The organism is Sedimentitalea xiamensis (assembly GCF_030164465.1).
Lineage (GTDB): Bacteria > Pseudomonadota > Alphaproteobacteria > Rhodobacterales > Rhodobacteraceae > Sedimentitalea > Sedimentitalea xiamensis.
Genome location: NZ_JASNJE010000002.1, coordinates 17,942 through 30,314, shown reverse-complemented (window position 1 = coordinate 30,314; position 12,373 = coordinate 17,942). Strand labels below are relative to the sequence as shown.

Annotated in this window: 13 protein-coding genes and 1 riboswitch; of the genes, 6 read left to right on the top strand and 7 right to left on the bottom strand. The window is 65.6% G+C overall.

The features are described 5' to 3' along the window. Positions 1-370 precede the first annotated feature (370 nt). A complete protein-coding gene (locus QO034_RS01980; protein WP_284483825.1) occupies positions 371-1,045 on the bottom strand; it encodes a Crp/Fnr family transcriptional regulator in 675 nt (224 codons plus the stop codon). A gap of 320 nt (positions 1,046-1,365) precedes the next feature. Here QO034_RS01980 and QO034_RS01975 point away from each other — a divergent pair, with 320 nt between their 5' ends. Then, positions 1,366-1,689, top strand: a complete 324-nt coding sequence (locus QO034_RS01975) for a 2Fe-2S iron-sulfur cluster-binding protein (RefSeq protein WP_284483824.1) — start codon at positions 1,366-1,368, stop codon at positions 1,687-1,689. A 38-nt stretch (positions 1,690-1,727) separates the two neighbouring features. After that, positions 1,728-2,444: an FG-GAP-like repeat-containing protein gene (locus QO034_RS01970; RefSeq protein ID WP_284483823.1), complete on the top strand. Its 717-nt coding sequence runs from the start codon at positions 1,728-1,730 to the stop codon at positions 2,442-2,444. A 45-nt stretch (positions 2,445-2,489) separates the two neighbouring features. Here the strand turns inward: QO034_RS01970 and purD are convergent, their stop codons facing one another. Further along, entirely contained in the window at positions 2,490-3,752 is a 1,263-nt protein-coding gene (purD, locus tag QO034_RS01965) for a phosphoribosylamine--glycine ligase (protein ID WP_284483822.1), read from the bottom strand. Positions 3,753-3,828: 76 nt separating this feature from the next. Here purD and xseA point away from each other — a divergent pair, with 76 nt between their 5' ends. Beyond that, a complete protein-coding gene (gene xseA, locus QO034_RS01960) occupies positions 3,829-5,385 on the top strand; it encodes an exodeoxyribonuclease VII large subunit (RefSeq protein WP_284483821.1) in 1,557 nt (518 codons plus the stop codon). Positions 5,386-5,401: 16 nt separating this feature from the next. On the opposite strand, the gene QO034_RS01955 is transcribed toward xseA, so the two are convergent. After that, positions 5,402-5,797, bottom strand: a complete 396-nt coding sequence (locus QO034_RS01955) for a hypothetical protein (protein WP_284483820.1) — start codon at positions 5,795-5,797, stop codon at positions 5,402-5,404. Between the two features lie 27 nt (positions 5,798-5,824). Further along, positions 5,825-6,895, bottom strand: a complete 1,071-nt coding sequence (locus QO034_RS01950; protein WP_321169981.1) for an alkane 1-monooxygenase — start codon at positions 6,893-6,895, stop codon at positions 5,825-5,827. A 138-nt stretch (positions 6,896-7,033) separates the two neighbouring features. Here QO034_RS01950 and ftsY point away from each other — a divergent pair, with 138 nt between their 5' ends. Next, positions 7,034-8,323: a signal recognition particle-docking protein FtsY gene (gene ftsY, locus QO034_RS01945; RefSeq protein ID WP_284483819.1), complete on the top strand. Its 1,290-nt coding sequence runs from the start codon at positions 7,034-7,036 to the stop codon at positions 8,321-8,323. Between the two features lie 16 nt (positions 8,324-8,339). On the opposite strand, the gene QO034_RS01940 is transcribed toward ftsY, so the two are convergent. Next, positions 8,340-8,834 carry an MgtC/SapB family protein gene (locus QO034_RS01940; RefSeq protein WP_284483818.1) on the bottom strand — a complete coding sequence of 165 codons (495 nt, stop codon included), beginning with the start codon at positions 8,832-8,834 and terminating at the stop codon, positions 8,340-8,342. Positions 8,835-8,885: 51 nt separating this feature from the next. On the opposite strand from QO034_RS01940, the gene QO034_RS01935 reads away from it, so the two are divergent. After that, positions 8,886-9,788 (top strand): EamA family transporter, encoded by a 903-nt coding sequence (locus QO034_RS01935; protein WP_284483817.1) that lies wholly within the window; start codon positions 8,886-8,888, stop codon positions 9,786-9,788. 8 nt (positions 9,789-9,796) lie between these two features. After that, a complete protein-coding gene (locus tag QO034_RS01930; RefSeq protein WP_284483816.1) occupies positions 9,797-10,432 on the top strand; it encodes an inner membrane-spanning protein YciB in 636 nt (211 codons plus the stop codon). A 3-nt stretch (positions 10,433-10,435) separates the two neighbouring features. Here QO034_RS01930 and QO034_RS01925 read toward each other — a convergent pair whose 3' ends face one another. Continuing rightward, positions 10,436-11,137, bottom strand: a complete 702-nt coding sequence (locus tag QO034_RS01925; protein WP_284483815.1) for a glutathione S-transferase N-terminal domain-containing protein — start codon at positions 11,135-11,137, stop codon at positions 10,436-10,438. A 36-nt stretch (positions 11,138-11,173) separates the two neighbouring features. Next, a complete protein-coding gene (locus QO034_RS01920; RefSeq protein WP_284483814.1) occupies positions 11,174-12,109 on the bottom strand; it encodes an alpha/beta hydrolase in 936 nt (311 codons plus the stop codon). Positions 12,110-12,246: 137 nt separating this feature from the next. Beyond that, positions 12,247-12,323, top strand: a riboswitch (SAM riboswitch). Positions 12,324-12,373: the final 50 nt, after the last annotated feature.

Below are 12,373 nucleotides of genomic sequence, written 5' to 3'. Positions count from 1 at the left end.
CATGGCTCTCTTCCTTCGACCGGTCGGGGAGCACACTGAAATAGGACCGGTCCGGGAGGAAGGACAGGTGGTTACGGCCACCTGCCGGGAGGATGCAGCAAAGCCTGCGTCCGGCGGAACTCGGTATCGGTCGCCACCAACCAACTGAGGACGATGCTCAGCCTGGGCCGTTGCTGCACGGGGAGAGTTGTGCAGAAACGGTTGCGGAGCGTGACAGGGAAACGGGTCATTGGTGGCTCCTTTCTCGTTAACTGGTGCCAGAGGCTTTTGCGTTCTCGTGATACCAATATGGCGAAGAATCGCAGCGCTGTATGTGAACGAGGCCACACAGCGGCAGGAATTCCGGATGTCCCGAGAAGAAGGCGCCGGGTCAGATCTGATCCGGTTCCGCGAGCATCGACAAGGCGTCCCAGTCCACGATAACGAGGCCGCCGCGGGTGCCATCGATCACGCCGTCCCTTTTCCAGCTCGACAGGATCTTGGACACCGCCTCGCGGGTCGCGCCCACGAATTCGGCCAGTTCGGCCTGTGACAGGGTCAGCTTGCAGGGCGCGGTCGAATCTTCCGGTGCAAGGTGCAACACCTTGCGCGCCAGTCGCGTCGGAAGCGGCAGGAAGACCTGTTCGTTCAACTGCCGTCCCATCCAGCGCATCCGTTGCCCGGCAAGATGGATCATGTCGACGGCAAGGTCCGGCTGATGCCGGATCTGCGCCAGCACGTCCGAATGGCGCACACGGCAGAGCCGGGTCGGTTCGACCGCCGTGGCGGTGGCGGTTCGTTCGCCCGGATCGAACAGGGAAATCTCTCCGAACAACGCGCCGGGGCGCATCATGTCCAGCGTCAGCTTGCGCCCGTCCAGCGCGAGAACGCTGAATTCAACCGCGCCGCTGATGATGGCATAGAGCGTGTCGCCAATGTCGCCCTGTTCAAACAGGACTTCGCCCGGTTCCAGTTTCAGTTCGGTCGCTTGTTCGGACAGCATTTTCCTGAGATCGACGGAAATATCGGACAGAAATCCGATTTCCGGCAGGCTGAGCGCGGGCATGTGTCTCTCTCCCCAAAGATCCCCATTCCGGTGAGGCTAGCAAATAACCCGAGTGATATGACAGGGCAATATGGTTGCCGGGCAAGGTAATCGTGTTTCGCCACCGGCGACGGCGGTCCGCGCAACCGGGCTGCGGTCAGGCAGGACGGCGGCTGGGGCCAGCCTGTGCGGGGGCGGGCAGGGACAATATCCATTTGAAACAAAAGTGGAACATGTGCGATTAATATCCAGCGGTGCCGCAAGGGGTCGCAAATTGCTCTGGCGTGACTTAAATGGCTTGGCTAGACAAAGGTCCGAACTAGGCAGGAGAGCCGGAACACATGGCAAAAATAACCTATATCGAGCATGGCGGCACCGAGCATGTCGTCGAGGTCGCCAACGGGTTGACCGTCATGGAAGGCGCGCGGGACAACAACATTCCCGGTATCGAGGCCGATTGCGGCGGCGCCTGCGCCTGTTCGACCTGCCATGTCTATGTGGACCCCGCCTGGGTCGAAAAGCTCCCGGCACGGGATGACATGGAAGAGGACATGCTCGACTTTGCCTATGAACCGGACCCCGTCCGTTCGCGCCTGACCTGCCAGATCAAGGTCACGGATGCGCTTGACGGGCTGGTCGTGCAGATGCCGGAAAAACAGATCTGATCCTGCGCGCGCTGTCGCGTCGGGTCGGATGCGCCCTGTTGCTGCTCGCGCAGGGCGCAGCCGCACAAGACGGCTGGGCCACCGCGCCTGGCACTGGCATCGTCGCGGCGCGCTATGACGCGGATGCCGATGTCTATCCGCACCGGATCATGGGCCGGATACGGGAAAAGCACGTGCTGCTTGCACAGGATGATGCGGGGCAGGTCCATTCCGTCGATCTGCGCCAATCCGGATCCAGCGTGTTCGAGGACATCGCCCCGCGCGTGGTGGACGCGGATGGGGATGGCGTCAACGACGTTGTCGTGGTGGAAACCGATCCGCGGGCCGGGGCGCAGCTGGCCGTCTACGGGCTGCGCCGGGGCGGCCTGACAAAGATCGCCGCGACGCCCCATATCGGAACCCGTTTCCGGTGGCTCGCGCCCGTTGCCGTGGCCGATCTGGACGGGGACGGGACCGTGGATCTCGCCTATGTCGACCGTCCGCACCTGGCCATGACCCTTCAGGTCTGGACTTGGGCCGGCGGCGGATTGACCCGGATCGCCGAGATGGGCGATCTCACCAATCACCGGATCGGCGATGAGGTCATCTGGGGTGGCCTGCGCGATTGCGGTGCCGGTCCGGAAATGGTTCTTGCGGATGGCGGCTTCAACCGGATCGTGCTGGTCCGGCTGACCAGCAACGGTCTGAGGCGCGAGACGACCGGTCTGGCGGCGACGGATGGCGGATTCCGCCGCGTCCTGTCATGCCGCTACTGAAGAGGCGCGGCGCCGCGCGCTGATACGTACGGGTCGATGCGCCCGTCAGAGCGCGCGCCAGCCGATATCGCGGCGGCAAAACCCCTCGGGCCAGTCCAGATCATCGACCATCGCATAGGCGCGGTCGCGCGCTTCGGCCAGGCTCGCGCCACGGGCGGTGACGTTCAGCACCCGTCCGCCGGTCGCGACGATGCGGCCGTCCCGATCGCTCGTGCCGGCGTGAAAGCAGATTGCCGAACTGGTTTCTGGCAGCCTGTCCAGCCCGCCGATGGCGCTGCCCTTTTCATAGCTGCCGGGATAGCCTCTGGCGGCCATGACGACGGTCATCGCGTGATCGTCGGCCCAGTTGACCCGCATCTTGTCCAGGCGGCCTTCGGCGGTGGCGTGGATCAGGTCCATCGCCTGCGCCCCCAGCCGCATCATCAGCACCTGGCATTCAGGATCGCCGAAACGGACGTTGTATTCCACCAGCCGCGGTTCGCCGTCCTTGATCATCAGCCCGACATAGAGCACGCCCTGGTAGGGTATCCCGCGCCGCGCCATTTCCGCCATTGTCGGACGCACGATCCGGTCCAGCGCCTTTTGCGCGATCTCCTCGTTCAGTACCGGGGCCGGGGAATACGCGCCCATGCCGCCGGTGTTCGGCCCGGTATCGCTCTCGCCGACGCGCTTGTGATCCTGCGCCGTGCCGATGGGCAGAACGGTTTCGCCATCGCAGAGCACGAAGAACGACGCTTCTTCGCCTTCCATGAATTCCTCGATCACCACTTCGGCGCCGGCCCCTCCGAACGCGCCGCCGAACATGTCGTCGATGGCGGCGAGCGCCTCGGCTTCGGTCATGGCCACGATCACGCCCTTGCCGGCGGCCAGACCGTCGGCCTTGACCACGATGGGCGCGCCCCGGCGCCGGACATAAGCGCGCGCGGATTCGGCATCGGTGAAGTGCCCGTAGGCCGCCGTCGGCGCACCCGCCGCGTCGCAGATTTCCTTGGTGAAGCTCTTGGAGGATTCAAGGCGCGCCGCTGCGGCGGAAGGGCCGAACACAAGCAGCCCGGCCTCGCGCAGCCGGTCCGCGACTCCGGCCGCCAGGGGGGCTTCCGGGCCGACGATGACCATGTCGATGGCGTTTTCCTCGGCAAAGGTGGCCACCGCGCCGCCGCTTTCGATATCCAGTTTCGCGCAATCGGCGATCTGCGCAATTCCCGCGTTGCCCGGCGCGACGATCAGCTTGTCGCATTTCGGGTTCTGCAACACCGCCCAGGCGAGGCTGTGTTCGCGCCCGCCGCTGCCGAGGATGAGGATGTTCATGAATTGCGCTCCGATCTGCTTGGCCTTGCTGCGCCCGCGTTCTAAGCTGACCGCACAGGCGAAACAAGGCACCCACATGTCCGATCTCATCGACGACCCGCGGCCGGGTCAGAACCTGCCGGAATTTACCGTTTCGGAAATATCGGGCGCGGTGAAGCGCGCGCTGGAGGATGAATTCGGCCGCATCCGCGTGCGCGGCGAAGTCGGTCGCGTGTTCAAGGCCCGTTCGGGTCATCTCTATTACGATGTGAAGGACGACCGGTCGGTTCTGGCCTGCACCACCTGGAAGGGCCAGATCGCGGGGCTTTCCGTCGTGCCCGAGGAAGGGCTGGAGGTGGTCGTGACCGGCCGGCTGACAGCGTTCGGGGCGCAATCCAAATACAACCTGAACGTCGACGAAGTCACGGTCGCGGGGCAGGGCTCCCTGATGGCCCTGCTGGAAAAGCGCAAGAAACAACTGGCCGCCGAAGGTCTTTTCGATCCTGAACGCAAGAAGCGGTTGCCCTACCTTCCGGAGGTCATCGGCGTCGTCACCTCGCCGTCCGGGGCGGTGATCCGCGATATCCTGCACCGGCTGCGCGACAGGTTCCCGCGCAAGGTTCTGATCTGGCCGGTGGCGGTGCAGGGCGCGGCCTGCGCCCCCGAAGTCGCGCGGGCCATCGAAGGGTTCAACGCCCTGACGCCCGGCGGCGCCCTGCCGCGTCCGGACCTTCTCATCGTGGCCCGCGGCGGCGGATCGGTCGAAGATCTCTGGGGCTTCAACGAAGAAATCGTCGCGCGGGCGGCGGCGGCGTCTCAGATCCCGCTGATTTCCGCCGTGGGTCACGAAACCGACACCACGCTGATCGATTTCGTGTCCGACCGGCGCGCGCCAACGCCGACGGCGGCCGCCGAACTGGCGGTGCCGGTCCGGCTGGAACTGCTGGCCTTCGTGGACAGCCAGGGCGCGCGGATCACCCGCGCCATGAGCAACGCGGTCAGCCAGCGCCGGCAGCGCCTGGCCGATCTGTCCCGCGCCTTGCCCCGGCCTGATGGACTGCTCGACAGCCCGCGCCAGCGGCTCGATCAGGCGGACGAGAAACTGCGCGCGGCGCTCAGGACCGGGGTTCAGGCGCGACGCCTGAGGCTGGTGGACCTGTCCGGCACGTTGCGGCCATCAGTTCTGCGCGGCGGCCTCCGGTCGAACCGGGAAAAGCTGGCAGGCTGCGCCGCGCGGCTGGAACCGTCGCTGCACAGGAACGCCCGCGCACATCGCGATGCGCTGAGTCGCCTTGCCGGCCGTCTGCGCCCGGAACAGCTTCAGGGCAGGGTCGATGAAAGAGCGGCGGCGCTGGCGGCGCTCGGGCGGCGTCTGTCGATCGCGGGAACCACGCAGATCCGCGGCCTGCGCAGCCGGATCGAGGCCACGGACCGGCTCCTGGTCTCTCTCGGTTATCAGGCGACCCTGGAACGCGGCTATGCCGTGGTGCGCGCCGACGGCGCCCTGGTGACGACAGAAGCCCAGGCGTCACGGGCCGGCAGTCTCGAGATCCAGTTCGCGGACGGGCGCTTGCCGGTGACCAACGCGGCGCGGCGCAGGAAGGCCGGTTCCGGCGAGGGTCCGGACGCGCCGGATCAGGGATCATTGTTCTGATCTGCTCCCGGCGCGGTCAGACCCCGACATCCGGGCCATAGCACAGCATGTCTTCGCCGACGTCCTCTGCCTCGTAGAGTTCGGTCGCGTCGGGGTTGTTCTCGAACCGCGCGATCAGCCCGCGCGAGGTTTGCTGGAACGTCCAGCATTGCGGGTCGGGGCGGTCTTCATAGACGAAACAGATCTGACCGCCGTCCTCGTACCAGATGCCGTCCCGGCACCGGCCATCCAGAAACGACCAGACCACCCGCCGGTCGTCCAGGTAGCGTTCGACGCCATAGGCTTCACCGTCGAAACCGTAAAACAGTGTCTTGCCCCGCGTATAGGCATCGAACGCATCGGCAGACAGGGTCTGCTGGGCCAGCGCGGGCTGGGCCAACAGACAGACGAGAATCAGGCTTCGCAACAGCATCTTGCGATCATGCCAGAACCGGCGCGGTCATTCCATCGGGTCGGGGCCGACACCCTGTCTCGCATTCCAGTGCGCGACGCGCGGATTCATGACCTTGCGCCACAGGACGGGAACCAGGGCCAGGCGCGCCATCGCCGGCATCGACCACGGCCAGACCGGCATCGATTGTCGGTCAAGATCAAGCGCGGGAAACCGGCGGCCCGGATGCAGGTGGTGATCGGAATGACGCGGCGCATTCAGCATCATCGCCGCGGAATACCAATGCGGCGCATTCCACGCATGTTCCGGTCCCGCCGGTTCAAGGCTCCCATCCGCGCGCCGATGGCGACGCAAACCGTAGTGCTGGATATAGTCGGCCAGCAGCAACTGGACCTGGGCAAGGCAGGCCAGGCCCATCAGGCTCAGCACGCCGGCCCATCCGGCGAGGACAAAGGCTGCCGAAACCGTCAGCGCCGCCCCGCCGCAATAGGCCACGTAGGGATGGCTCGGCACCGAAGGGGGCGGAACCCGGCGCGCCCGCGCCACCGTCTCGGCCCGCCAGCCCGCCGCGAACGATCCGATCCAGGCGCGCGGCAGGAACCTGTAGAAGCCTTCGCCCGCCCGCGCAGAATTCGGGTCCGCGTCGCTGGCCACGTGAACGTGGTGCACCCGGAGATGCGCCGATGCATGATGGCCGAACAGCAGCGAGGTGAACACGGCGGCTCCCAGCCTGCGTGTCCAACGTCCCGGTGCATGGATCAGTTCATGGGCGTTGGAATTGGAAACCTGCCCCAGGAACAGCCCGAGCGCCAGCACCGTCGCACCCGTCTGCCAGAACGCGTGATCCGCCGCGCCGGCGAAGCTCCAGACGCCGAGCGCCAGCAAGGGGAAATGCAGGATGCCCAGCGTCACGTTCAGGCCTTGCGCGAACCGCCGTGCCGCGGGATCGTCCCGAACGGGTAGCGCGATCCCGCCGATCCGGTCCAGGGCACGCACCAGAACCGTCACCTGCAACAGCGCCAGAAGGGTCCAGCCGCCGCCCCAAAGACAGGCTGCGGCCAGGACCGGGATCGGGGACAGGCTGGCCAGCGCGAACCAGAACATTATCCAGGACTTCACCTCTATCGCTCTCCCGGCGATCCGCGGCCACCTCCGCGTCATGCAGGGAACCTGTCAAACCTGGGCCGAACCGCCGCACCCTTCCATACCAGCGCAATCCGCATTAGGTGAAGACAATCGGCTCTCGTGGAGATCAGCATGGCGTTTTTCAGCAAGCTCAAGGAGAAACTGTTCAAATCCTCGTCGAAGATCGAAGAGGGTCTGGACGCGATCGTCGAGGACGGCGGCGAACCCGACCGTCCGTCCGAACAGCCGGAACCCAGGCCGGAAGTCCCCCAGCCACCCGCGCCGGAACCCCCGGCTTCGCCGCCGGAACTGCCCGAACCCGAGCCAGAGACGCAGCCTCAACCGGTCGAGCTGCCGGAACCGGAAACGGTGCCCGTCCCCGAACACGTCCCGTCCCCGGATCCGGCGCCGCGGCCCGAACCGATGCCGGTGCCCGCGCCGGGACCGGAACCGCGCCCGGAACCGGAACCGCTGCCCGATCCGATGCCGGCAGACCCGACACCGGGCATTCCGCCGGCAGAGATCCCGCCGCAGGGCGGCGGGCTGCTGAACCGGCTGTTCAAGCGGGGAGCCGCCGCGCCGGTGATGCGCCGGACCCTTGACGACGACATGCTGGAGCAGCTCGAAGAACTGCTGATCAGCGCCGACATGGGCGTCGACACCGCATTGCGCGTCACGGCGAACATGGCGGAAGGCCGGTTTGGCAAGAAACTGTCCACCGACGAGATCAAATCGCTTCTCGCCCAGGAAGTCACCCGGATCATGGAGCCGGTTGCGAAGCCCATGCCGATCTATCCCAAACGTCCGCAGGTGGTGCTCGTCGTCGGGGTGAACGGGTCGGGCAAGACCACAACCATCGGCAAGCTGGCCAGCCAGTTCAAGGCAGCCGGCAAGAAGGTGGTGATCGCCGCGGGCGATACATTCCGCGCGGCGGCGGTCGAACAGCTTCAGGTCTGGGGCGACCGGGCCGGGGTGCCGGTCCTGACCGCGCCCGAGGGATCTGACCCCGCGAGCCTTGCGTTTGACGCCATGGCCAGGGCCCAGGAAGAGGGGGCCGACCTCCTGATGATCGACACGGCCGGCCGGTTGCAGAACCGCGCCGACCTGATGGAAGAACTGGCCAAGATCGTGCGGGTCATCCGCAAGAAGGACGAAACCGCACCGCACAACACGCTGCTGGTTCTGGATGCGACGACGGGCCAGAACGCGCTCAGCCAGGTCGAGATTTTCCGCAAGATATCGGATGTTTCGGGGCTGGTGATGACCAAGCTGGACGGCACCGCCAAGGGCGGCGTGCTGGTGGCGCTGGCCGACAGGTTCGGGCTGCCGATCCACGCCATCGGTGTCGGTGAGCAGATCGACGACCTAGCGCCGTTCGATCCCGAGGATTTCGCCGCCGCGCTGACCGGGCTGGATGCCTGATGCGGGAACCGCCGGTCTACCGGGTTCCCATCCAACGCTCCAGCATCCGCAGCAGGATCAGGACGCAAAGCACGAGCCCGGTGGCCAGCGCCGCCATCGCGATTTCGCCGCTGCCGCAGCTGAGCCCGATGGCGCCGGTCAGCCAGAGCGACGCGCCGGTGGTGACATTGCGCACCTCGCCGCCGGAAGCAAAGATCAGCCCCGCGGCTAGGAAAGCGACCCCGGCCGTCACCGCCTCGATCAGGCGCAGCGGGTCCACCCTCAGCGCATCGCCGGCGTCCATGAAGGGCGTGGCGACCAGTTGCTGGCTGATCAGGATGAACAGGCAGGCGGCGACCGAGACCAGCATGTGCGTGCGCAGGCCGGCGGGCTTGTCGCGCACTTCGCGTTCCAGCCCGATCAACCCGGCCAACAGCAGCGCGGCCACAAGGCGCAGCGCCGCGACCGACGGCGGCACCCCGCCGAACCCGTTGGAGATATCCTGTCTGAGGCTGTCCAATACGCTGTCCATGATCGTGGAGGCTAAAGGATTCCCGCAACTCCGGCCATCACGGAATACGCGATGAGCGAATGGCTGATTTCACTCGAGGGCACCGAGGCAGGGCACACGCTTGCCATGTGGCTGGCGCTTTTGGCGGCCTTCCTGCACGCGGTGTTCGGGGCGCTGCAAAAGGGCCGCCACGATCCGTGGCTGTCGCGCGGGGCGATCGACATCTCCTATTGCCTGATGGCGGCGCCTTTCGCGCTGTTCGTGGTGCCCTGGCCGGAACCGCATATGTGGCCGATATTCGGCGTGGCCTGGTTGATCCACGTGGCCTACAAGCTGTTGCAGGCGACCGCCTATACCAAGGGATCCTATACGGTGGTCTATCCCGTGGTGCGCGGCACCGGCCCGCTGTTCACCGTCATTGGCGCCTATCTTCTTTTTGGCGAGGTGTTTTCCCTGACCCAATGGTTCGGCGTCGGCGTGCTGATGGCTGGCATTCTCGGCCTGGCGGTCTATAATCTGCGCCATCTGGAAACCCAGCGCGAGACGCTGAACCTGGCTCTCGGACTGGCGGTGGCGACAGGGCTCTTCGTGGCGCTTTACACCACCTATGACGCCTATGGCATCCGCGCCACCGCCGATCCGTTCACGTTCCTGGCCTGGTTCTTCATGATCGACGGGCTGGTGATGCCGATAATCGCCTTCCTGCGGTGGCGGTCCCTCGCGGACCGCCCCGCGCCGGCACCCCTGATGGCGCGGGGCGCGGTCGGCGGGCTGGTCGCCTTCTTCAGCTTCGGCGCGGTCATGATGGCCACCCGGCTGGACAAGGTCGGCGAAGCGGCGGTGCTGCGCGAAACCTCCACCGTGTTCGCCGCGCTGATCGGGTGGCTGGTTCTGAAAGAAACCGTCGGACCGCGCCGAATCGCACTTATGGCCTTGATCGCGCTCGGCGCGGTGATAGTTGAGATGGGCGGATAGGAGCAGGCATGATTGGACGAAAGAAACCGAAAGAGATCAACATGGCGCTGAAGCAGGTGCTGGAACTCGGCCCGACGGTCGTGTTCTTTCTGCTCTACCTGCGCATTCAGGACGATACGTTCCAGTTCAACGGCACGGAGTATTCGGGTTTCATCGTTGCCGCGGTCGTGTTCGTGCCGATCCTGCTGGTGGCGATGGCAATCCTCTGGAGGCTGACCGGCCACCTGAGCCGCATGCAGGTCTTCACCGCCTTCATGGTGATCTTCTTTGGCGGGCTGACGGCCTGGTTCAACGACGAACGCTTCTTCAAGATGAAGACCAGCATCGTCTACGGCTGTTTCTCGGCGCTTCTGGGCATCGGTCTGGCGCAGGGCAGATCCTACCTCGCCTGGGTGATGGGCGAACTGATCCCGATGGAACATGAGGGCTGGATGATCCTGACCCGCCGCCTGTTCGTCTTCTTCATCGTCCTGGCGATCGGCAACGAACTGGTCTGGCGCAACATGTCCGAGGCGGCCTGGGTCAAGATCGAAACCTTCGCCTTTCCGGCGGCGCTGTTCGCCTTCCTGTGGTGGCAGATCGTGGCCTTGCAGAAATACATGATCGACCCGGAGGACAAATCGGACCCGGATGCCGCGGCCTGACGGTTATCGGGGCTTGAACAGGGCGTCCCGAGCGCGCCTGTCGGCACTCGGTTCCTTGCGCAGTTCCGCCGCAAGCGCCCGGCCGGCCCGCACCGCCGGGCGCGCGCCCACCGTATCCAGCCAACGCGACAGATGCGGCTTGTCGTCAAGGCTCTGCTGCTGGCCTTCCCAAAGGCTTGCCCAGGGCCAGATCGCCATATCGGCAATGGAATACGCCCCGGCGACGAATTCGCGCTCTGCCAGCTGCGTATCCAGCACGCGGTAGAGCCGTCCGACCTCGGCCCGGTAGCGGTCCTTTGGATAGGGCAGGTCCTGCGGCGGATCCATGAGCGGGGCGAATTTCAGGAAATGATGGGCTTGTCCGGCCATCGGCCCGACGCCGCCCATCTGCCACATCAGCCATTGATCGACGAGACAGCGTTCGCGTTCGCCTGCACCGTGGAACCTGCCCGTCTTGCGCGCCAGGTATTGCAGGATCGCCCCGGATTCAAAGATCGGGATCGGAGCGCCGTCCGGTCCTTCCGGGTCCACGATGGCGGGTATCCGGTTGTTCGGCGAAATCTTCAGGAAGTCCGGATTGAACTGGTCGCCCCGGCCGATGTCCACCAGATGCACGTTGTAGGGCAGCCCGAATTCTTCCAGCGCGATCGAGATCTTCCACCCGTTCGGCGTTGGCCAGTAGTACAGTTCGATCGCGTCGCGCATGGATGCCGTCCCCGTTGCCAGTCACGTCAGGCCTGATCATGTGGCTTTCTGGGCAAACGGCAAGGGCAAGCTGGCGGATGGAAACCCAAACGGTCGGGACCGCCGGGGGGCCGCCTGTCCCGGTTCGCCGGTGACGAGCCTTGTGAGCGGGAGCGGCACCGGATGCCGCAGCAGGTCACGGTAGAATTCCAGCACTCCGGGCCGCGTATAGGTCGACCAGTGACACACCCGGCGCGACGGCGGTGCGATAACCGCTCCGATCTTCGACAGATGGGCAAGCGTATCCGGGCAGTCCAGCTGCAAGGTCACCGCATTGGGAGCATCCAGACCGCGGCCGATTGCTCTGTCCAGGCGCCGCGGCGGCTTCACCAGGCGTTCGAACAGGCAGTCGAACAGATGGTTTTCGCGACTGGTGACGTTCAGGAATTCCGCGGTGCGGCCTGCGGGCGCCGACAGGGCTTCGGACATCCGGGACTGGTAGCAGGCTCCGGTCAGGCTGATGATCCGGTGGACCGACCCGGCGGGCATGTGCAGAAGGCCCTCGGCCACCACTTCCGTTCCCATGGAATGCGCCACGACATGCACGCGCCGATCCGGTGCGTGGCGCCGCAGCATCGTCACAAGCCGGGCCAGCGCCCGTCCGGCGCCGGCAGCGCGACGCCGCGCCTGCCAGAGCGATCCGCGGGCCGGCCAGCCAAAGGCGACGCCCAGCCCTTCGTCCGGCGCGTTGTCGCCAAATCCGAGCCCGCGCGGCCAGCTGGGCGGCAGCCATGGCCTGGATTGCGGTCGGAGGCTCAGAATGTGGCGATGCGGACAGTGGATGGGATGATGCGGCTGGTAGCTGAAACCATGGATCATGATGATGATCGGCCCGCCGGTGTCCGCCGCACGCAGGAAAGCGCCGGTCAGAGGCTGCGCCGAACCATGCAATGTGCAGGTTTCTCGCTCTGCATTCACTCTCAGAATCGGCATCGGTCGCGGGCCTTGCACAAGATCATGTGGTCACCTGACGGGAAAACCATAGGAACGCGTTGTGAAGGCCCGGTTACAGCACCGTGACGGTCGCGTTACATCCGCTTGACCTGACCGTCCGCTTGCGGCTATTCCGGCGCTGACCACGTGGTGATTTGTTACCGGATTGCGGGCCACGCTAAACAAGCCGCTAAAAGGTCAGGATGAAAGCCCCCTTTCGCTTGGCCGCGTCTGGGGTTTTTTATTGCGCCCTCTTTGGCAGGG